We start from the raw sequence: 20,285 nt of genomic DNA, 5'->3' as shown, positions 1-20,285 counted from the left end.
CAACTCTTATCTCTGCTCCCATTTACAACTAAAAAGCCTATCAATCAGATAATCGTTGGATTGATAGGCTAGTTTTCTGAATGAAATAGATTAACGCACTGTACGGATACGCATTGTGTTTGTTCCACCAGTTCCGACCGGAACACCAGCTACAATCACAATATTGTCGCCAGATTCCACAAGACCACTTTCAAGAGCAACTTTTTCAGCAACTTCAAACATATCATCAGTAGATGCAGGTTTTTCAGTTACTACTGGAATAACACCCCAGTTCAACATCAATGAACGTTGTGTCAATTCATCAAATGTAATTGCCAAGATGTCAGCATCTGGACGATATTTAGAAATCAAACGAGCTGTATTTCCTGATTCAGTCATTGTTACGACCAATTTGATGTCCATTGAGTTTGTAGCATCTTTAACAGCTGATGCCACAACTTCTGTTTTAGAACTACGTGCGTAATCAACTGATGACAAGCGTCCATACTCGTTCAATAGAGTTTGAGCGTTTTTATCAATTGTAGCCATTGTTGTTACAGATTCAAGTGGGTATTTACCATTTGCAGATTCGCCTGAAAGCATTGTTGCATCTGTTCCGTCAATAACAGCGTTAAATACGTCTGATACTTCTGAACGAGTCGCACGTGGTTTTTCAGTCATTGTTTCAAGCATGTTTGTTGCTGTGATCGCAATTTTACCTGCAGCATTGACTTTTGTGATAATCATTTTTTGGTAAACTGGAACCATTTCAAATGGTACTTCGATACCCATGTCACCACGAGCAATCATGATACCGTCCGCTACTTCAAGGATTTCATCCAAGTTTTCGATACCTTGTTGGTTTTCGATTTTAGCGAACAGTTTCACATGTCCATTACCAGTTTCTTCACAGATTGCGCGAACTTCGTTAACGTCTTTTGCAGTACGTACGAATGAAATAGCGATAAAGTTGATTCCCTGTTCAAGACCAAAACGAATATCGTCATTGTCGCGTTCAGCAAGTGCTGGGAAAGGAATTTTTGTATTTGGAATATTAACACCTTTTTGTTTAGCGATAATACCGTCGTTTTCAACTTCTACTTCAAATTCACGTGTAGCAGGATCTTTTGCAATAACGCGAAGACCAAGTTTACCGTCATCAACAAGAACTTGTTTTCCAACTTCAACATCGTCATAGATATCAAGTGCACCAGCAACATTCAATGCGATAACTTCACGAGTTGATTTGATACCTTGTTTAGTTGCAACACGGATTTTTTCACCTGTTTTGTAAGAATATTCTTTAGCATCGCCTTCAAATAATTCTGTACGGATTTCAGGACCTTTAGTGTCAAGAAGGTAACCAACTTTTTGACCAGCAATTTCTTCAGCACGATGAACAGTAGCCATACGGTCACCTTGCTCTGCGTGGTCACCATGTGAGAAGTTGAAACGGAAAGTGTTAGCTCCAGCTTCGATCAATTTAGCGATATTTTGCGCTGATGCTTCAACGTCAAGCTTTTCGCCCCAATATCCGTCTTCACCGAATCTTTTACCACCACGGATTTCTACCGCAGGACCTAAAGTTGCAACGATTTTTACACGTTTATTCATGATATATGAAAACTCCTTTTTATTTAATGGTCTTTATGACCAGGATAACAAATTAAAATTACATTGAAATGCTACGGTTTAATTTAGCGAGATCAAGGTCAGCTTTATGTGGATTATTAACAATAATCTTACCGTCTTCTGTTAAACTAAACAAAGCACCTTCTTCTGCTGTACCGAGGATTGGATTTTCAACCATTTGTTCGTTGCGAATACCAACTGCAACACCACCAATACCTTTTTTAAGAAGGCTAACAGCATGCGCCCCCATACGTGAAGCAAGAACACGGTCACGAGCAGTTGGTGAGCCACCACGTTGGATATGTCCAAGTTCGGTCACACGAAGATCGCTCACATCACCAGCTTCTTTCAATTTCTTGCCAAACTCATTCGCTGACATGACACCTTCTGCAAGAACAATAATATTATGTTTCTTACCTTCTTCATAGCCACGTTTAATACTTGCAACGATATCTTCGATTTTGAAGTCTTCTTCAGGAACGATGATTTCATCAGCACCTGTAGCAATACCAGCCCAGAGAGCGATGTCTCCAGCATTACGTCCCATGACTTCAACAACAAAAGTACGACGGTGACTAGATGATGTGTCACGAATCTTATCAATGGCGTCCATTGCAGTTGTTACAGCAGTATCAAAGCCAATCGTGAAGTCTGTGCCAACAATATCATTGTCAATCGTACCAGGAAGTCCAACAGCTGGGAAACCATGTTCTGTCAAACGCATAGCACCATGGTAAGAACCGTCACCACCGATAACTACGACTCCTTCGATGCCATGTTTTTTAAGTTGCTCAATTCCTTTTAATTGTCCTTCTAATTGGGCAAATTCTGGATAACGAGCTGAGTGAAGGAAAGTACCACCACGTGAAATAATATCTCCAACTGATGCGGCATCAAGCGGATAAATTTCACCAGCAACCATGCCGGCATAACCGTCATAGATACCGTAAACTTCCATTCCTTCTGAAATTGCTTTACGAACAACTGCACGGATAGCAGCATTCATACCAGGGGCGTCTCCACCACTAGTTAAAACAGCAATACGTTTCATTCGTTTGTGCTCCTTTTTCTTTTTACATTCACCCTTGATTATACCACAATCAAAATCAAAATTCTTCTTTTTTCCTAATTTTTTATTGATAAATCGTTTTCATGGTTATTTTTTTCAATTCTTCTTGTAATTTATCTGATTTTTGAACACGATATTGAGGAATTGCTACTGTCTTTCTTTCATTTTCATAACGGATAACGACTGGAATATCTCCTCGAAATTGCCGTAAAATAGCGGATATTTCTGCATCACTTTCATGATCTTCTACTTGTATCCAAAAACGTTCGGTGATAGCTTCCTGCAAATCATTTAAAATTAACTGCAAACGCTCCTCTCGTTTTTGAACGCGACCAGTCAGATAATAGAAGCCTTTTTCATGTAAACCTTTGCTGAACTGTTTGAAAGCGTCTGGAAAGACTGTTACCTCCATTTTTCTTTTAGCATCACTTACTTGCAAGAAGGCCATATTTTCCCCCGTTTTGGTACGGATGACACGAATGGACAAAATCTCTCCTAAAATCGTTGCATGATTGTTTTCAACTAGCTCTTGAATAGGGGTAAAGGATTGAGTAGCAGTTTTTGCAAGCTTTACCAAAGGATGCTCGCTCAAACCGACACCGATGATTTCTTTTTCTAACTCGAATTTTTCTGCTTCAGTATAATCCTCTGCTTCTGTCCAGCTATAATTTGTATCTGCAAAAAGACTGCCCAGCTCATCTGCAAAGACAAATAAGTTCGGAAGATTTTGTAGGATTTTTTGACGATTCTTTTCAAATACATCAAACAAACCGACTTGTACCAAAGGGGTTATCAACTGAATCTTATGATATTGCGTTGGCAACTTCATAATAAAATCTTCCACATTTGTAAATGGGCGGTTTTCAATAATCCAATAAGCAAAATCTCGTGGTAAACCTTTGATATTTTTCAATCCTAAATAAATCTGCTTATCTTGAAACTTATCTCTATAAGGAATGTTATTGATATTTAAAGAAGCAACTTGGAAGTCGAATTCTAGCGCATCTGTGATGTAATCACTGCTTGAATAATTCAGCATAATATCAAAGAAAATATCAGGATAATGCACCTTGAAATAAGCCAACTGAAAAGCAAGTGCAGAATAGGCATAGGCGTGGCTGCGGTTGAAGCCATAACCTGCAAACTTTTCCATAACTGCAAATACTTCTTTTGCTTTAGTTTCAGAATGCCCAAGTTCGAGAGCTCCTGTGACAAATTCTGCTTCCATTTTGTGCATTTCGGCAACATTTTTCTTCCCCATAGCACGACGTAAAATGTCAGCCTTCCCCAGTGAAAATCCTCCAAATCGTTGCGCCACTTGCATTACTTGCTCTTGATAGAGCATAATACCGTAAGTTGGCGCCAAGATGTCTTCCAAACTTGGATCCAGCATTTCTACCTTTTCTTGTCCGTGCTTTCTTTTTACAAAATTATCAATATAATCACTAGCTCCTGGACGGTTGAGTGATGTAGTGGCGACGATTTCTTCGAATTGCACAGGCTGCACCCGTTTCAAAAGGTTAATGGCACCTGCTTGCTCAAATTGAAAAATCCCTTTGGTTCTGCCAGCAGCAAAAAGCTGCAAGGTTGCTGCATCTTCTAAGTTAATCTTTGCAATGTCAATAGCGACACCGTATTTCTCCAAAGCTGCTTCTTTCATTCGTTGAACAAAAGTCAGATTGCGCAAGCCAAGGAAATCCATCTTGAGCAGACCATTACTCTCAACACCATGTGCATCGTATTGCGTGATATACATATCTTCCCCGTATTTAAGTGGAATGTGATCTGTCAAATCATTGTCACTCATCACCACACCTGCTGCATGGATAGAAGTCTGACGAGGATTTCCTTCGATTTTTTTCGCAATTTCAAAAGCTTTTTGATATTCCAACTTACTGTTAATAATCTGACGAAAAGACATATTTTTTTCATAAGCTGAAGTCAATGTGTCACGAAAACTGATTTTACGAGTAATGTTAGTCAATTCATATTCTGGCACCCCGTAGCGTTTAAAAACATCACGAATCGCTTGCTTAGCTCCAAAGGTCGAATAGGTCACGATTTGAGCTGCATGCATGGTTCCATAACGATCGCGGACATAACGAATAAATTCTGGACGATAGACATCAGGAATGTCAATATCAATATCGGGCATAGTATAACGTTCTACATTTAAAAAACGCTCAAAAAGAAGATTTTTCTCAACAGGATCAATCCCTGTAATCTCTAGCGCATAGGCAACCAGACTTCCAACTGCAGACCCACGCCCCATACCCATATAATAGCCCTGACTACGACCAAAACGCAATAAATCCCAGACAATCAAAAAGTAGTCGTCAAAACCCATTTGGTGGATGACAGACAGCTCTTTCTGCAATCGCTCTTTATAAACCAGACTATTTAGCCTTTTTTTCTCTAGCCCTGCTTCTGCTCGTTCTTGTAATTCTTCTGCTGCTGGTCGTTCTGGATTAAAACGTGGTAATTTCAACTCTGTATTGATTTCGTAATGAATGCCTGCAACTAGCCGCTTTAAATTATCCAGACTTTCTGGATAATTTTCTTGAAAGGATTGTGTGAATTGCTCAGATGATAAGAGATACTCGTGATTTGGCAAATTTCCAACTTCCCGCAAGCTACTATTTTCACGAATGGCACATAGCATTTGCAAGGTTTCTAAATCGCCTGCATCAAAATAGCGAACTGTCTGCAAAGGTAAGGTTGCATGAGAAAATGCCTTCTTAGGAGTGTCAGGAAATACGCCAATATAAAACTCTCGTCCCAAGTCTAAGGCTTCAATGTCCTCAAACACAGGCACAATAATCGCTATCCCTTCCAATAAGTGCTGAAATTCTTCCCACTTGCTCTTTCCTATCATTTTTAATGTAGAAAGTTTCATTAAATTGCGATAACCTTGACTGTCAAGAGCTAGAAAGCGAAGATTAAGAGGAAGTCCAGTATAATCCAAGGTCATTTCCACGCCTAAAAGCGGCTGAATCCCTTGCTCGGTCGCCGTTTCCATGAAATGATAAGCCCCATAGAGATTGTCAATATCCATTATCCCTAGAGTTTGATAACCTAAATTTTTAGCTGTTTCTACATATTTTTTTATAGAAATCAAACTATCCATAAATGTATAAACAGTTTTGGTATCTAATTGAGCAACCACGGCATCCTCCTTTGATCCTTCTTTTTTCTATTATACTAAATTTCTGGCTTGCTTGCTAAAGAAAAAATAATAGAAGTTTTTTCTAAAGGCTTGCTATTTTTAAAAAAATATTGTATTATTTAATTGGTACAAAAATACAGAAGGAAGGAGAAATTATGAGTTGGACTTTTGATAATAATCTTCCCATTTATTTGCAAATCATGGACAGGATAAAACTACAAATCATCTCCAATCAACTGCATGCTGGCGAAAAGCTACCTGCTGTTAGAGAATTGGCTGCTGAAGCGGGGGTCAATCCAAATACAATCCAGCGTGCTTTATCTGACTTGGAAAAGAAAGGGTTTGTCTATTCTCAACGAACATCAGGACGTTTCGTTACAGATAATCGCGACTTGATTTTACAAGCAAGACAAAAACTTTCTGAGGAGGAAGTGAAAAATTTTGTAAACAATATGACTCGCTTCGGCTATCACAAAGAAGAACTACCAACTATCATTGCAGATTATATAAAAGGAGTTTAGGAAATGGTATTACTTGCATTTGAAAATGTCTCAAAATCATACGGTAGCACACCGGCTTTAGAGCATATCAATTTTGAAATTGAAGCCGGAAAAATTATCGGCTTACTTGGTCCAAATGGCTCTGGAAAAACAACCATGATAAAACTAATCAACGGTTTACTTCAACCAAATGACGGAAAAATCCTCATCGACGGGCTTCAACCGTCTTCAGAAACTAAGAAAATCGTATCTTATTTACCAGATACAACTTACCTAAACGAAAATATGAAAGTCAAAGATGCTTTGCAGTATTTTCAATCTTTCTATGCAGACTTTGAGATAGAGCGTGCACAGGCACTCTTGCAAGATCTTCATATTGACGAAAATTTGACATTCAAAAAATTGTCTAAAGGAAACAAGGAAAAAGTTCAGTTGATTTTAGTCATGAGCCGCCAAGCCAAACTGTATGTTCTGGATGAACCTATTGGAGGGGTTGACCCAGCAGCGCGGGACTACATTCTAAAGACGATTATCAACAATTACTCTCCTAGCGCTTCTGTTCTCATTTCAACACATTTGATTTCAGATATTGAACCAATCCTAGATGAAATCATCTTTATTGATAATGGCAAGATTGTTCGACAAGGGAATGTAGATGATATTCGCTATGAGTCTGGTGAATCTATTGACCAGCTCTTCCGCCAAGAATTTAAGGCTTAGAACAAAGGAGATTGACTATGTTTTGGAATTTATTAAAATACGAATTTAAAAATGTGAACAAGTGGTATTTAGGTTTATACGGAATCGTGCTATTTTTATCCGTTAGTATCGGGCTTTGGCTAAGGCATTTTGCAAATGGAAGGAACTTTTTCGACCGTTTGCAGTCTTCTACTAATGAAGCAGGGAGTATGACAAGTACTTTCTTCGGTTTTACAATGCTGATTTTCTCAGGTCTCCTTGTGGCACTTGCCATTTCAACACTCTTTCTGATTATTCGTCGCTTTAAAAATAGTGTTTATGAAAGAGAAGGATATCTAACGCTCACTTTACCAGTTAATGAACATCAAATTATCCTCTCAAAATTACTCGGTGCTGTTATATGGACGATTCTTAGCACACTTGCATTGTTTCTTAGTTTTGGAATCATTGTTCTTATTGTGGGAACTGCTTTTCATACACAATCTGAAATTGAAATAGTTGTTCGATTACTTGGTAAACACTTTTGGGAAATTGCTAGTGAACTATTGAAATCATTTGGATACTATCTTGTAGCCCTTATTCCAAATATCCTATTGATTTATCTTTCTATCTCTATTGGTCAACTTTCCCAAGACCACCGCGCCGCTATAGCTTTTCTAGCTTATTTTGGAATTCAATTTGCTCTGATTATCGCTGCTAATCTATATGTTTCAGCCTTCCCGTCGCTTTCAACTTCTTTAGGTAGTGTGAGCGGAGTCATAACCTCTCTTCTTTTGGGGCTTATCTACTATACTGGAACGTATTACATCCTCAAAAATAAAGTGAATTTGCAGTAGGTAACACAAGCTGTAGCAATACTTAGATAAACAATAAAGTCATGAGATTCATCTTACTCATGACTTTTTTATTATATGACTTTCAGTCCGTCTCGCGGTCTTCAGTGCGAGACAAATAAATAGTTCATCTAAAATTTAGTTTGAAAATTCATCTTTTTCTATCAGATAATCATAAATTTCCTGCACCGTTCCTAGAGCCATAAGCTCCTGCTCCTTGACTGTTTTCTTCAGTTCTTGATAAATATGGCTGTTTTCAATAGCCTTTTTTTCTGCTTTTTTGTTTACTTGCATCATTCCATCTTGAATTGTCACAAAGTCCAGCTCTTCAAATATCTGAATCATCTTTATGAGTAGAATTGGGTCAATCTTGAGATAAGCAGCTAGTTCTTTGAGCTTATAACGAATGTCAAACTCTGGAAATTGATAAATTGTTTTATAGAGTTTTGCAAACTGGTCTCTCGTTCCGAAACCTGTCAGATAATAGGGCTGAGCAATCTCATTTTTAAAGTAAATTGCTTCAAAATGTCCTTGCTGAATGATTGCTTTGAGCTGATTTAGGCGTTCAGGCAAGTCATACACTACAACTGCTCTGCTCTTTTCAAAATTAGGAATTTCTTCTGAAAAACGCAGGACGGGCACATTTTCAGGTAAAGGAGCATTTTTACCTCGGATATTAAAGAGCTGAATCCCATTGACCCGAGCATCCACCAGCATAAGCTGGAGACTGGTCTGACCATTCCATTTATTAACCGACAGCGTAACCGCCAGCTCTAAGTTTTTAGTTTGGGAAAATTCTGTCGCAAGATCACCCAGACCAAAAGCTACGACCTCAAAAACTGCGTCAGCCTGAGAAATTTTCAGCTTAAGGTGAGTATTCCCTGCTCCCATGGTGCGGGCATTTTCAACCTTAAAATCTTTCAAATAAAAAACAGGCTTTTTATTGTCCATGCCAAAAGGAGCTAACTTTTCAAAGTTTTTGAGGGTCTCTAGTGTCAAATCTGGCAAGGATAATTCCTCATCCAAAAAGAGATCATTCTTAGTAGACAAATCCAGCTTGTTGTCCTCAATATATGCTACCAAAACCTGACTGAGTGCTTCTAACTTGCTGGCCTCTAGAGTCATCCCAGCTGCCCCTGCATGCCCACCAAAAGCCACAAATAAATCTCGATGAGGGTCTAACGCTTCAAAAATATCAACTGCTTCAATGCTGCGGGCGCTGCCTTTTGCTAATCCATTCTCAATATTCAAGACAATAACTGGCTGGTGCAATTCTTCCAAAAGCCGCCCTGCCACAATTCCCAAGACACCTGGATTCCAACCTTCACCAGCTAGAACTTGAACAGGATTATCGGGATTAACCATGGTCTTGGCTTCATCATAGATCTTCTGAACAATTTCTTTGCGTTCTTCATTTTTCTGGTTAATCATTAGGGCAATATCACGCGCTTCTTCCTCATCAAAGCCGGTCAGAAGTTCAATAGCAGGATTTGGATCATCAAGTCGACCTAGAGCATTGAGCCTAGGGGCTATCTGAAAACCAACTGTTTCTTCATCCACTTCATTTTCCTGAATACCTGCAATCTTAAAAAGCTCCTGCAAGCCGATTCGTTGAGTGTTTTTGAGGACACTTAGCCCATATTTGACCAGAATGCGATTTTCATCTGTTAGGCTGACCATATCTGCAATAGTTCCAATAGCGACTAGATCTAGCAACTCTACTTGTACTTCCTCTAAAAGAGCAGTCGCTAACTTAAAAGCTACACCGCAACCAGCTAAATGCTTAAAAGGATAATCAGCTTCCGGATGTTCTGGGTGAATAATTGCATAAGCATCAGGAAGTACCTCTGGCATAGAATGGTGATCCGTCACAATGACATCCACTCCCATAGACTGAGCTAGTTCGATTGCTTCATGTCCTGCAACTCCATTATCCACTGTAACGATGAGTGAAACTCCCTGATTTTCAATAAAATACTTGTAAACACTCGCGTTAGGGCCATAACCGTCTGTAAATCGATTGGGCAAATAGACCTGACACTCTGCTCCAAGTTGTTCTAGTGCTTCTTTAACAATAGAAGCCGAAGTCATGCCATCCGCATCATAATCTCCATAAATCAAGATCTGCTCATAATTTTCAATCGCTTGACGAATGCGCGTCACTGCCTTATCCATATCATGCAGCTCATAAGGATCATGCAGCTGGTCCAAACTAGGCTCTAGAAAATCTCGCAGTGCTTCTTCTGTCTGGATTCCTCTCTGGTAGACCAGATTAGCTACCGAAGCCTCCAAGCCAAGTTTTTTAGCTTTTTTAATAAAGCTCTCATCTGAAAAATTTGTGGCAATCTGCCAATCATATTTTGATGTAATCATGCTTTTATCTTTCTGTTGCAATATAAAGTCTATTATAACACGAAAAGACTAGCTTTCACTAGCCCAAACCTCCAATTTTATACACAAGCATTTATCTAATAGCTTTTACCTCTATAAATCAAACCCGTGCAATTCAAATCCGACAGTTCCCGAAATCCTAAAGAGCGATAAAAGGCTAAATTTTTGTCTGACTGCTCTGTTACTAGCTGAATCTGATAAACATCTGCAAATGTCTCCAGCGTTTGTCGAACCAATTCTCGACCTATACCTCGGCGCTGATAAGACGGAAAAACTAACAAGTCCTGAATGAAAACACTAGAAAATCCGTCTCCGACTGCTCGAAGGAGACCAACTAACTGTTCCCCATCATAGGCTGATACAGTAAACAGTGAATGCTGAAATGCTTGCTCTAACATATCTGCTCGTTCTGTATAGTTAGTCCAGCTAACAGATTGGTAAAGCGGAAGCAAGTCTTCAATAGCAATTTGTCTATTTGCAAAGTAACGAATCATTCTTGTCTCCTTTTTGCAACCAAATATGCTGAAAAGCCGCAATGTCCCGATAAGGAGACTGTTGGCAAACTGCAAGCTCTATCTCCAACATCTTTTCCCGCCAGTCATCAGCAGTCTTCACTGCATTATCTTGCAAGCCATAGAAAATTCGGATTCCTTGATAGTCCTGAACAGTCAGTTCAATGTCAACTTTTTGTAATAAGTCTGCTATTTCATAATAGGTTGCTTGCCCCATTGTATGTGATTGATAGGACTTACTTAATAATAAATCCAATGCTAAATTTGTATCATTTGCAAACACAACAGTCTGCATAATCCGCCCCACTTCATTGTGCTTGATGAGAGAAATCTGTCTGCCTTCTTTTAGCACTCTGCTAAATTCAGCTAGGTAAAGAGCTGGTTCATCCACATACTCCAGAACATTGTGACAAATGATAAGGTCAAAACGAGCACTTGGAATTTCCTTCAACAATTCTAGGCTGCCTTGTAGTTGATGATAATGAAAATTCTGCTTCCGCTCTGCAACCATCTCGTCATTTGGTTCTATGGCTGTTACCTGATTGTTTTGTGCTAAAAAATTCGCCACCAGACCAAAACCACTACCGAAATCCAGTACTTCCTTATTTTTTATATGGGCTAGCTGAGCAAAGAGAATCTCATAATAAAGCTTGCCCCATGGTTGATTTACAAATGCCTTGTAAGCTGTCACATCCATAAATTTCTCCTATTTATAATTAAACATTTTACTAGCTAGTTTGTCACCAATATTTGGAAAAAGTGTGTAAAGTTTGTGGGCTGCTTTCAGGGCAAAAGGCATCGTCAGCTCCCGCTTCTTTTTCCCAAAATTGTCCACAATTTGCTTAGCGACGACATCTGCTTCTAAAATATACTTATCAACTGCCTTAACATAACTGCCGTCAGGATCAGCTTTGTCAAAGAAAGCCGTCTTAATTGGCCCCGGATTAACGGTGGTCACATAGACATTGTACGGCATGAGCTCTAAGCGCAAAGCATTAGAAAAGCCAATTCCAGCAAACTTGGTAGCCGAGTAAAGACTGGATTTGGAACTGGCAATCAGCCCAGCTGTACTAACAAGATTGACAATATGCCCATGACCCGCTTGCTTCATCCGCTCTCCGAAAAGACGAGACAGATTCATAAGAGCAAACGTATTGACCTCAAACATGGCATGAATATCCTCGTTTCTAATCTTGTCAAATTCCTCAAAAATCCCGTAACCAGCATTGTTGACTAGAACATCCACCTGAGCATACTTCTGGTAAATTTCTTCAGTAAAAGTTTCTAAAGCTTTGTAATCTGTAATATCCAACTCAACGAATTCGCAATGCGTATGATTTGAATAAAGTTTTGTTAATTTTTCTTGACTGCGTCCCACTAAAATCAGCTGGTCATTTGGCAACAACTTCACCATTTCCTGAGCGACACCGCCACTAGCCCCTGTAATAACAATTGTTCGCATGTGTCCTCCTTATTTTTCTTCTAAAAAATCCGTTTGGTTTTCAACCTCAAAAACAAGCGTTTTTGTATTCAATAGACTAATGCTGCAATGTTTAACGTGGAATAGATTGCTTTTATTCGTCCATTCTATCTGGTTCACTAAATGATAGATAATGTTAATCACTCCACCATGTGTGACCACAATTTGTGTCTCATCTGAATTATTATTTTCCTGCAAGAAGCGTTGAAACCAAGTTTTTATCCGTTGATAAAATTCTCTCGGACTTTCTCCATTTGGATAATGCTCGTCCATTGCAAGACTTCTAAAATAAAGACGAGGAAATTTTTGATCAGCTTCACTATTTAACATTCCTGCTAAATCACCATTATTCGTTTCTCGTAAGCTGCTTTCTTTCTCCAACGGCAGTTGAAGCGCCTCCACTAAAATTGTTGCAGTTGTCTCAGCTCTTTTTAAATCACTCGTAATCATTTTCGTAAAATGATAGTCTTCTTTGTGTTGGACTAAGTAATCTGCTAACGTTTTTGCTTCTCTTTTCCCTTCAGGAAGCAAATCGAGCTGACTCCAGCCACCTCTGTGTTGATCAGAATCTTTCCCATGTCTGACAAATAATATGTTCATGATTTCCTCTTTCCTTTAAATTTTAAGAATTATCCTTGCCAAAAATTCATAGTTCTACTTCTTCTAAATCCTTGACCAAGTGAACGTTTTTAAAAATGGAACTGGCATCTCTGCGCATTTGACCTATATCTTTTGATAGAAAGCGTGCGCTAATATGATTGAGAAGGAGACGCTTGGCACCAGCTTCTCTAGCAACTTCTGCTGCCTGCATATTAGTAGAATGTCCGTGGTTCTTGGCGATTTTCTCGTCCCCTTTACCATAAGTGGACTCGTGCACCAAAACATCTGCATTCACAGCCAGTCGCACACTGGCATGCGTTTTACGCGTATCCCCCAAAATAGTGATAATCTTGCCAGGTCGTGGAGCTGAAATGTAATCTGCTGCTATAATTTTCGTCCCATCTTCCAGTACTACATCTTCTCCATTTTTCACCTTACCAAAGAGAGGGCCAAAAGGAACACCTGCGACTTTCAATTTCTCAGCATCCAACGTACCTTCCAAATCTTTTTGCATAATGCGGTAACCCACACAAAAAATGCTATGATCTAGTTTCTCTGCATAAACTGTAAATTTATCAGTTTCTAAAATTTTCCCTAAGTGTTTTTCGTCAAATTCATGAAAATGAATCCGATAAGGCAGGCGCGACCCTGACACACGAAGACTCGTCATGACAAAACTTTTAATACCGACCGGTCCATATATTTCAATATCTGTTTGCTCTTCATTAGCTTGAAATGATCGAGTGGATAAAAAGCCCGGTAGACCAAAAATATGATCCCCATGCAAATGAGTGATAAAAATCTTTCTAATCTTTCTGGGACGAATCGTCGTCTCTAAAATGCGATTCTGGGTTCCTTCACCACAATCAAACATCCAAATTTCATTGATTTCATCCAATAGTTTCAAAACCAGACTAGAAACATTCCGAGCCTTAGAAGGCTGACCAGCTCCTGTACCTAAAAATTGTAGTTGCATCTTTTTCTTTCTATTTTTTCTTAATATAAATCATCGCAGAGCGATTCTGAGAACGATAATAAAGCTGACCAGCATAGTCTTGAGCCAACTGAATCAGCTCTTCCTGATTGTACCCTTCCAGTTTCAGGCGACCATCTGCTAGCTTATAAAGATCTGTCAGAGCAGAGAGCGGCTGCTTTTGGACTACTTCTTCAGGAATTGCTGGCACCATCCGAATGACATTTTCCTCTTCATAAACGAGATAATGAGGGAAAAGCTGAGCAATTTCAAAGAGTAAATCCGGTTCAATCACCTCTGGAATTTCTGGAAACATTAATCCAATTCCATCTTCGTTTTCAAAACAAAAACCATAAGATTTACCTGAAAGATTCAGGCGAATAAAAGGTTTTTCCTCCTCAAAGCTAGGATGGTCGTTAAAAAGAGCCAATTCTTTATTTAGTTCTAGAAAATAAGTTGTTGCAGCTTTCGGACTCTTTTTTTGATAGAGTTCCGAAAAATACGCATTGATAACACTTGGCGGTGGCGTGATAAAAGTCATTTTTTGCGAATCGGACAGCTTGTCCAGAACCTTTTCTAGGTAAATACGGTCTAAACTCGTAAAGCCACCGTATTTAAGCGCTAAATTGATATAATCAGTCATAAAATTCTTCTAGTCTCCATTTATTTTTTTCTGCTATATAGCCAGAAATCATTTCACTTTCTTCCAGATACTCTCTCTTATCAATGATTGCCAGACTTTCCAATTCATGTAACTTATAAGCCTTGCTAGGACTAACCCTGATACGAAAAGGGACAAAAAGTTCTCTCATCTTATTCAACAGAGCATTCTGCAAAACTGTTCTGCTATTTTCATTTTTCGCCGAAATCAGGACATAGGGAGTTAAGGTTGGAGTGAAGTTCTCTGCTTTGTCTGCTTTATTATAGAGGGTCAAGCGAGGAATGTCTAGCATATCCAAGTCATTCATAATAGCCAAGACCGTTTTTTCATGTTCTTCGTGGTTAGGGTTGCTGGCGTCAATCACATGAACTAAAAGGTCCACATTTTTACTCTCTTCCAAAGTGGATTTGAAGCTAGATATTAACTCGGTTGGTAAGTCTTGAATAAATCCGACCGTATCCGTCAATGTTACATTGAATCTGCCTGTCAGATTGACGCTTTTAGTTGTCGCATCCAAAGTAGCAAAAAGTTCGTCCGCCTCATATTGACTCTTGTTGGTCAAGGCATTCATAATGGTAGACTTTCCAGCATTAGTGTAACCAATCAGACCGATTTTAAAAACACTAGAATCCAAACGTTTTTCCCGTACAGTTGCGCGGTTTTTCTCTACAATTTTGAGTTGGCGCTCGATATCGTGGATCTGATTGCGAACACTACGACGATTGAGTTCCAACTGACTTTCACCAGGACCGCGGGAACCAATTCCCCCAGCCTGACGGCTGAGCATGATCCCCTGCCCGACCAAGCGAGGCAAGAGATATTTAAGTTGAGCCAAGTGAACTTGAAGTTTTCCTTCGTGACTCCTAGCCCGCATAGCAAAAATATCCAAAATTAATTGCATGCGGTCAATAACCTTGACCCCTAGAATTTCTTCCAAATTGATATTCTGGCGAGGTGTCAGACGATTATTGACAATGACGGTGGAAATATCATCTGCTTCTACCATACGCTTGATTTCTTCTAATTTTCCAGCACCAACAAAAGTCTTGCTATCATACTTCTCTCGTTTCTGAGTGTAAGAGGAAACCACTTGAGCGCCAGCAGTCTTGGCTAAACTGGCTAATTCTTCCATAGACATGGAGAAATTTTCTATTCCCTGCAATTCCACTCCAATAAGGATCACTCGTTCCTGCTGTTTTTCTGTTTCAATCATTCAAAAATTCCTCTATATCCTGCATAATCCGTTCTTTGACATTCGGATCTGAAACCTGATAAAAAGTAGCATTCATGCGATTTCTAAACCAAGTTAGCTGACGTTTAGCAAAGCGGCGAGTGTTTTGTTTAAGTTTATTGATAGCTTCCTCCAAGGCCAACTCTCCGGCAAAGTAGGGGAAAAGTTCCTTGTAGCCAATTCCTTTGCTGGCTTGGACATGTGGATAGTTGTCATAGAGCCACTTCGCCTCTTCTAAAAGTCCAGCCTTTAGCATTAGATCCACTCGCTGATTGACACGCTCATAGAGAATCTCTCGATCATCGTCCAGACAAATCAGCAGGGCTTCATAGTCAGGCTGTTTGTTTTCAAGTTCATTCCCCAAATGAGCAATTTCCAGCGCTCGCATAGCCCGCCTGCGGTTAATCTGGGAAATTTCCAATCCAAGCTCTGCTATTTTGCCAAATAATTCCTCATCAGCCAAGGTATCTAGTTCAGCTCTATAGGCTAAAATATCCTCATGAGAAGCTGACCCCCCCAGATGATAGCCCTCCAGCAAACTTTGAATGTAAAGTCCTGTTCCGCCTGCAATAATCGGCAGTTTCCCTTTTGCTACAATCATCTCAATAGCAGCCTCGGACTCCTTTACAAAATCAAAAGCCGAATAAGACTCGGTCACTTCCCGTACATCTATCAAATAATGAGGAATCTCCTCCTGCTCATCTGGAGTGACTTTAGCCGTTCCGATGTCCAGTTTTCTATAAACTTGCTGACTATCACCACTAATAATCTCACCATTGAAACGTTTTGCGAGGTCTATGCTGAGAGCTGTTTTTCCGACAGCAGTTGGTCCTACAATTACAATTATCTTAGTTTTCATCTTTTCCCTTGAAAAAAATTTAATTTTTCGTTACTATATATTATAACATAAATAAAGTTCAGAAAAGGAGAAATCTCATGGCTAAAGGATTTGTTAAAGGTGTTGTAACTGGCGTAGCTGGTACTGTTGCTGCTGTTGCAGGTGCAGTTTATACATTCAAGAAAAAAGTGATTGAACCTGAAGAAAAGAAAGCAGCTTTCATCGAAGAAAACCGTAAAAAAGCAGCTCGCAAACGTGTATCACACTAATAGCTTATATATTATAAAAACTCCAACGAGTAACTCACTAAAAGATGAGTAGTTGTTGGAGTTTTTTTACACGTTCTTTCTCATACTATAAAAGACAGTTTTTTTATTCATAACGCAAGGATTCGATCGGATCCAATTTAGAAGCCTTATTAGCCGGCAAAATACCGAAAACAATCCCGATAGTTGCAGAAAAGAGCACACTTCCGACAGCAGATACTGTCGTAATGGTAGGTGGAGCTCCGAAAAATGCATCCAAACTATGACCGATAGATGCCACGATAAGAGCTGCTAAAGCAAGCCCAATCAAACCGCCAATCGCTGTCAACACCATTGACTCAATGACAAATTGCATCAAGATATTACCACGTGTGGCTCCAAGGGCTTTCCGAAGACCGATTTCACGGGTTCGTTCTGTTACCGATACAAGCATAATATTCATGACACCGATACCACCAACGAGAAGTGCTATCCCGGCAATCGCTCCAAAAACCACTTGCACAATGGCAACCTGACTTTGGATCGCAGCCAATTGACTGGCTTGATCAAACATCTGGTACTCGCCTTCTCTCACACCAGACAATTTTGTCATCAAGCGCGCAGCTGCGCTTCCGTCTTTCAGCACATCATCTAATTTTTTAACATGTACCACGACATTCATAATCTCAGCAACATTGTATTCAGCTGCCAACTGAGTGTTAGCCATTAGTAAATTTCCGTTGTTCATATTGGCTAAGCGATTTCGCGTTTCATTCGGATCTTTATAAACCCCAATCACACGGTAATTATTAGATCCCAGCTGGACAATCTGATTGAGCGCCTTATCTGCACCTCCAAAAAGAATATCAGCTAGTTTCGTATCCAGTAATACAACTCTTGCAAATGTTTGATAATCATTTGATTTCAATGTCCGTCCTGCAACGATTTGGTATTTCTTTACCGTAAAGTAAGTGGAATTGATACCTGTTATAGGAATATTGTCCGCCTTTTTCTTACCATAATTTACTGTAGCGGTTGTGTTATTTGTAACATAATAATTGTCAATTCCGCTAATATCATTAACCGCTTGCTTGACCCAAACTTCTTGGATTTGAGGCTCTTCTTCTGTCGAAACTGTCTCATCACCATTTCCACTTTCAGCATCGTCACGCATCTCTTGATACGTCATAACACCATCACCGTTTTTACTTCTCTTGTGTGAGTAAAATAAGGAAACATCTTGCTGTGCACCACCCAAAACATCTGTGAAGGCATTGGACATACCACTTCCTAGAGCCACAATAACCACAACAGACATAACACCAATGATAATGCCCAACATCGTTAAGAAAGAGCGCATTTTATGCCCCATAATGGAGTTGATTGCAAATTTCCAATTCTGCATCATGCTTCTCCTTTCTTACTGTCTGATGAGATGACACCGTCTCGAATAACAATTTGTCGTTTTGCAAAGGCTGCAATCTCAGGCTCATGAGTGACCATGATAATGGTTTTTCCTTCACGATTTAGCTCCGTCAGCAATTCCATAATTTGCTCACCCGTCTTGGTATCCAAGGCTCCCGTCGGCTCATCTGCTAAGATAATGGAGGGATGATTGACCAAGGCACGCGCAATAGCCACCCGTTGCTTTTGCCCACCAGAAAGTTCTGATGGTAAATGGTGCATCCGCGTTTCTAACTCAACTTTTTTAAGATATTGCTCTGCTAAAGCTTTCCGTTTGGATTGAGAAACCCCTGCATAAATCAAAGGAAGTTCTACATTTTGAAGAGCATTTAATTTTGACAAGAGGAAGAATTGTTGGAAAACGAAGCCAATCTGCTGATTACGCACTTTGGCTAGCTTTTTCTCACTGAGCTTGGCAACTTCTTCACCTTCCAAGTAATATTCACCACTCGTTGGGCGATCCAACATACCAATGATATTCATCAAGGTTGACTTTCCTGAGCCAGAAGGCCCCATAATCGCAACAAATTCACCTTCTTCAACTTCTAAATGAACATCTTTCAAAACTTGAAGCTCCTGATCTCCATTGCGATAACTTTTGCTAACATTTTTTAAATCAATGAGTTTCTTCATACGATTTCACCTCTTGACCGTCTTTCAAGCTATCTGTTGGATTGGTGATAACTTTACTATCTTTTGTCAAACCAGATGAGATTTCTTGATTTTTAGCATCTGCATTTCCTAGTGTCACTTGCACTTTTTTTGCAGTTCCTTTTTCTAGTGTCCAAACATAGTTTTTATTGTTTTCAGAAACAACGCTGCTGACCGGCACGAGAATCCCTCTTGTATTGTTTTTTACTTCAACATTGACGGAAAATCCTTGCTTCAAATCACCAATTTCGCTTGTAATATCTACTGTATAGGGGTATTTTGCTCCTGAATTTGCAGTACCTGCACCAGCTGCTGCTGTATTTTGACTGTCTTTTGGATAATTTGAGATATAGCTGATTTTCCCAGTCCATTTCTTATCTGGATAGACCTTGGACGTAATCGTCACTTCTTGTCCGACTGAAAGATTTGCCAGATTGTACTCAGATAATTCTCCCTTCACTTGGAGGTTGCCGTTATTGACAATATGAACGAGTGTTTGATTAGTACCTGTCGTAGATTTAGAAACATCACGATTGACTTCTACTACAGTTCCATTATTTGTACTGGTGACAGTCGTTGCATCTAGTAATGCCTGTGCTTTATTGATATTGTCCACAGCATCTGCGCGATTGTCCTGCAAATCGTTTAATTGAGAATCCACCGAACGTTGTGCAGACGCAGTTGTTTTATTATCTGCCGCTTCATCACCCGTCACATCAACAGTTGTTCCATACGTTTTCAAATCATAAATTTGGCGATCAATCTTGTTTAAAGCACGAACAGCAGCATCATATGTAGCTTGTGCTTCAACACTCTTGTATTGAACTAAAGCTTGTCCGGCTGTAACTTGATCTCCAACATTTACAAGAACATTATCCAAATCGCCCTTTGTCCCGTCATAGTAGACATATTGCTCATTGTTAGCTGCAACATTTCCTGACAGCAAAACAGATGAAGCAACTGACCCTTCTTTTGCTTTCTGCACTTGAATCGTTTCTTCTTTATCTTTATCAGCAGTACTATTACCATTAAACAATAACATCGTACCTATCGCTCCTAAAACGACAACCACAGTTACACCAATCAAGCTGTACAACTGCCACTTTTTCAATTTTTTCATCTCTTTCTCCTCCTGATGAAAACGGTCTATTTTTTATATTATAACACATACGATTAAAAATAAGATAACGTCTATAAGAAATCCTTTACTCTTTTAACATTCATCTACCTTCTTTCTAGTTATTTTGTGTTGTATTAAATATATAATACAATAATACAATCAAATAATCAAGCCTTTCATCAATTTTTGTAGCAGATTTTTGCAATCATTTTCCAAAAACGTTACAATAATTTCATATTAC

19 protein-coding genes are annotated in these 20,285 nt (G+C 39.3%); 4 read left to right on the top strand and 15 right to left on the bottom strand.

Features of this window, described 5'->3' with window-relative positions:
• Positions 1-90 precede the first annotated feature (90 nt).
• The 3 genes from pyk to HMPREF2634_RS04990 form a co-directional block, all read right to left on the bottom strand.
• Positions 91-1,593 carry a pyruvate kinase gene (gene pyk / locus HMPREF2634_RS05000; RefSeq protein WP_003024114.1) on the bottom strand — a complete coding sequence of 501 codons (1,503 nt, stop codon included), beginning with the start codon at positions 1,591-1,593 and terminating at the stop codon, positions 91-93.
• 58 nt (positions 1,594-1,651) lie between these two features.
• Entirely contained in the window at positions 1,652-2,662 is a 1,011-nt protein-coding gene (pfkA, locus tag HMPREF2634_RS04995; protein ID WP_003024110.1) for a 6-phosphofructokinase, read from the bottom strand.
• A gap of 82 nt (positions 2,663-2,744) precedes the next feature.
• Positions 2,745-5,846, bottom strand: a complete 3,102-nt coding sequence (locus tag HMPREF2634_RS04990) for a DNA polymerase III subunit alpha (protein ID WP_070836367.1) — start codon at positions 5,844-5,846, stop codon at positions 2,745-2,747.
• A gap of 155 nt (positions 5,847-6,001) precedes the next feature.
• Here HMPREF2634_RS04990 and HMPREF2634_RS04985 point away from each other — a divergent pair, with 155 nt between their 5' ends.
• Genes HMPREF2634_RS04985 through HMPREF2634_RS04975 form a run of 3 tightly spaced genes read left to right on the top strand, consistent with a single transcriptional unit; the run spans position 6,002 to position 7,881 of the window.
• Positions 6,002-6,367 (top strand): GntR family transcriptional regulator, encoded by a 366-nt coding sequence (locus tag HMPREF2634_RS04985; RefSeq protein ID WP_021001820.1) that lies wholly within the window; start codon positions 6,002-6,004, stop codon positions 6,365-6,367.
• 3 nt (positions 6,368-6,370) lie between these two features.
• Entirely contained in the window at positions 6,371-7,066 is a 696-nt protein-coding gene (locus tag HMPREF2634_RS04980; protein ID WP_003024105.1) for an ABC transporter ATP-binding protein, read from the top strand.
• 17 nt (positions 7,067-7,083) lie between these two features.
• Positions 7,084-7,881 carry a hypothetical protein gene (locus HMPREF2634_RS04975; protein WP_003024102.1) on the top strand — a complete coding sequence of 266 codons (798 nt, stop codon included), beginning with the start codon at positions 7,084-7,086 and terminating at the stop codon, positions 7,879-7,881.
• A gap of 135 nt (positions 7,882-8,016) precedes the next feature.
• On the opposite strand, the gene recJ is transcribed toward HMPREF2634_RS04975, so the two are convergent.
• The 9 genes from recJ to miaA form a co-directional block, all read right to left on the bottom strand.
• Positions 8,017-10,251 (bottom strand): single-stranded-DNA-specific exonuclease RecJ, encoded by a 2,235-nt coding sequence (gene recJ, locus HMPREF2634_RS04970; protein WP_021001822.1) that lies wholly within the window; start codon positions 10,249-10,251, stop codon positions 8,017-8,019.
• A gap of 95 nt (positions 10,252-10,346) precedes the next feature.
• Positions 10,347-10,763, bottom strand: coding sequence for a GNAT family N-acetyltransferase (locus HMPREF2634_RS04965; RefSeq protein WP_021001823.1), 417 nt, complete (start codon positions 10,761-10,763; stop codon positions 10,347-10,349).
• The gene (locus HMPREF2634_RS04960; RefSeq protein ID WP_003024095.1) at positions 10,741-11,478 is read right to left on the bottom strand and encodes a class I SAM-dependent methyltransferase; all 738 of its coding nucleotides are present in this window, start codon (positions 11,476-11,478) and stop codon (positions 10,741-10,743) included. The genes HMPREF2634_RS04965 and HMPREF2634_RS04960 overlap by 23 nt, the downstream gene beginning before the upstream one ends.
• Positions 11,479-11,487: 9 nt before the next feature.
• Complete coding sequence (locus tag HMPREF2634_RS04955) at positions 11,488-12,243, bottom strand: SDR family NAD(P)-dependent oxidoreductase (RefSeq protein WP_021001824.1); 756 nt, start codon at positions 12,241-12,243, stop codon at positions 11,488-11,490.
• A 9-nt stretch (positions 12,244-12,252) separates the two neighbouring features.
• Complete coding sequence (locus HMPREF2634_RS04950) at positions 12,253-12,861, bottom strand: histidine phosphatase family protein (RefSeq protein WP_021001825.1); 609 nt, start codon at positions 12,859-12,861, stop codon at positions 12,253-12,255.
• 46 nt (positions 12,862-12,907) lie between these two features.
• Positions 12,908-13,837, bottom strand: coding sequence for a ribonuclease Z (gene rnz, locus HMPREF2634_RS04945; RefSeq protein WP_057489699.1), 930 nt, complete (start codon positions 13,835-13,837; stop codon positions 12,908-12,910).
• Positions 13,838-13,847: 10 nt separating this feature from the next.
• Positions 13,848-14,477 carry a hypothetical protein gene (locus HMPREF2634_RS04940; protein ID WP_057489700.1) on the bottom strand — a complete coding sequence of 210 codons (630 nt, stop codon included), beginning with the start codon at positions 14,475-14,477 and terminating at the stop codon, positions 13,848-13,850.
• Complete coding sequence (gene hflX, locus HMPREF2634_RS04935) at positions 14,470-15,708, bottom strand: GTPase HflX (protein ID WP_003024084.1); 1,239 nt, start codon at positions 15,706-15,708, stop codon at positions 14,470-14,472. Before hflX ends, HMPREF2634_RS04940 begins: the two co-directional genes overlap by 8 nt.
• On the bottom strand, positions 15,701-16,585 hold the full coding sequence (gene miaA, locus HMPREF2634_RS04930) for a tRNA (adenosine(37)-N6)-dimethylallyltransferase MiaA (protein ID WP_057489701.1): 885 nt from the start codon (positions 16,583-16,585) through the stop codon (positions 15,701-15,703). Before miaA ends, hflX begins: the two co-directional genes overlap by 8 nt.
• Positions 16,586-16,662: 77 nt before the next feature.
• Between miaA and HMPREF2634_RS04925 the strand changes: the two genes are divergently transcribed.
• Positions 16,663-16,833: a DUF3042 family protein gene (locus HMPREF2634_RS04925; protein ID WP_003024081.1), complete on the top strand. Its 171-nt coding sequence runs from the start codon at positions 16,663-16,665 to the stop codon at positions 16,831-16,833.
• A gap of 103 nt (positions 16,834-16,936) precedes the next feature.
• On the opposite strand, the gene HMPREF2634_RS04920 is transcribed toward HMPREF2634_RS04925, so the two are convergent.
• Genes HMPREF2634_RS04920 through HMPREF2634_RS04910 form a run of 3 tightly spaced genes read right to left on the bottom strand, consistent with a single transcriptional unit; the run spans position 16,937 to position 20,044 of the window.
• Positions 16,937-18,214, bottom strand: a complete 1,278-nt coding sequence (locus tag HMPREF2634_RS04920) for an ABC transporter permease (RefSeq protein WP_018543525.1) — start codon at positions 18,212-18,214, stop codon at positions 16,937-16,939.
• Complete coding sequence (locus HMPREF2634_RS04915; RefSeq protein WP_003024078.1) at positions 18,214-18,906, bottom strand: ABC transporter ATP-binding protein; 693 nt, start codon at positions 18,904-18,906, stop codon at positions 18,214-18,216. Before HMPREF2634_RS04915 ends, HMPREF2634_RS04920 begins: the two co-directional genes overlap by 1 nt.
• The gene (locus HMPREF2634_RS04910; protein ID WP_021001830.1) at positions 18,890-20,044 is read right to left on the bottom strand and encodes an efflux RND transporter periplasmic adaptor subunit; all 1,155 of its coding nucleotides are present in this window, start codon (positions 20,042-20,044) and stop codon (positions 18,890-18,892) included. The genes HMPREF2634_RS04915 and HMPREF2634_RS04910 overlap by 17 nt, the downstream gene beginning before the upstream one ends.
• Positions 20,045-20,285: the final 241 nt, after the last annotated feature.

Origin of the sequence: Streptococcus sp. HMSC034B03, assembly GCF_001838575.1 — a bacterium.
GTDB classification, from domain to species: Bacteria; Bacillota; Bacilli; order Lactobacillales; family Streptococcaceae; genus Streptococcus; species Streptococcus anginosus.
Note: the sequence above shows the minus strand (reverse complement) of the source record. Positions and strands in the feature narration are given on the sequence as shown.

Excerpts from the sequence above, each read along its gene's own strand:
- HMPREF2634_RS04965 (WP_021001823.1), bottom strand. The coding sequence starts at position 10,763 with ATGATTCGTTACTTTGCAAATAGACAAATTGCTATTGAAGACTTGCTT.
- HMPREF2634_RS04940 (WP_057489700.1), bottom strand. The coding sequence starts at position 14,477 with ATGACTGATTATATCAATTTAGCGCTTAAATACGGTGGCTTTACGAGT.
- hflX (WP_003024084.1), bottom strand. The coding sequence starts at position 15,708 with ATGATTGAAACAGAAAAACAGCAGGAACGAGTGATCCTTATTGGAGTG.
- HMPREF2634_RS04950 (WP_021001825.1), bottom strand. The coding sequence starts at position 12,861 with ATGAACATATTATTTGTCAGACATGGGAAAGATTCTGATCAACACAGA.
- HMPREF2634_RS04980 (WP_003024105.1), top strand. The coding sequence starts at position 6,371 with ATGGTATTACTTGCATTTGAAAATGTCTCAAAATCATACGGTAGCACA.
- miaA (WP_057489701.1), bottom strand. The coding sequence starts at position 16,585 with ATGAAAACTAAGATAATTGTAATTGTAGGACCAACTGCTGTCGGAAAA.
- HMPREF2634_RS04955 (WP_021001824.1), bottom strand. The coding sequence starts at position 12,243 with ATGCGAACAATTGTTATTACAGGGGCTAGTGGCGGTGTCGCTCAGGAA.
- HMPREF2634_RS04975 (WP_003024102.1), top strand. The coding sequence starts at position 7,084 with ATGTTTTGGAATTTATTAAAATACGAATTTAAAAATGTGAACAAGTGG.
- HMPREF2634_RS04960 (WP_003024095.1), bottom strand. The coding sequence starts at position 11,478 with ATGGATGTGACAGCTTACAAGGCATTTGTAAATCAACCATGGGGCAAG.
- pyk (WP_003024114.1), bottom strand. The coding sequence starts at position 1,593 with ATGAATAAACGTGTAAAAATCGTTGCAACTTTAGGTCCTGCGGTAGAA.
- recJ (WP_021001822.1), bottom strand. The coding sequence starts at position 10,251 with ATGATTACATCAAAATATGATTGGCAGATTGCCACAAATTTTTCAGAT.
- HMPREF2634_RS04910 (WP_021001830.1), bottom strand. The coding sequence starts at position 20,044 with ATGAAAAAATTGAAAAAGTGGCAGTTGTACAGCTTGATTGGTGTAACT.
- HMPREF2634_RS04985 (WP_021001820.1), top strand. The coding sequence starts at position 6,002 with ATGAGTTGGACTTTTGATAATAATCTTCCCATTTATTTGCAAATCATG.
- HMPREF2634_RS04925 (WP_003024081.1), top strand. The coding sequence starts at position 16,663 with ATGGCTAAAGGATTTGTTAAAGGTGTTGTAACTGGCGTAGCTGGTACT.
- HMPREF2634_RS04915 (WP_003024078.1), bottom strand. The coding sequence starts at position 18,906 with ATGAAGAAACTCATTGATTTAAAAAATGTTAGCAAAAGTTATCGCAAT.
- pfkA (WP_003024110.1), bottom strand. The coding sequence starts at position 2,662 with ATGAAACGTATTGCTGTTTTAACTAGTGGTGGAGACGCCCCTGGTATG.
- rnz (WP_057489699.1), bottom strand. The coding sequence starts at position 13,837 with ATGCAACTACAATTTTTAGGTACAGGAGCTGGTCAGCCTTCTAAGGCT.
- HMPREF2634_RS04920 (WP_018543525.1), bottom strand. The coding sequence starts at position 18,214 with ATGCAGAATTGGAAATTTGCAATCAACTCCATTATGGGGCATAAAATG.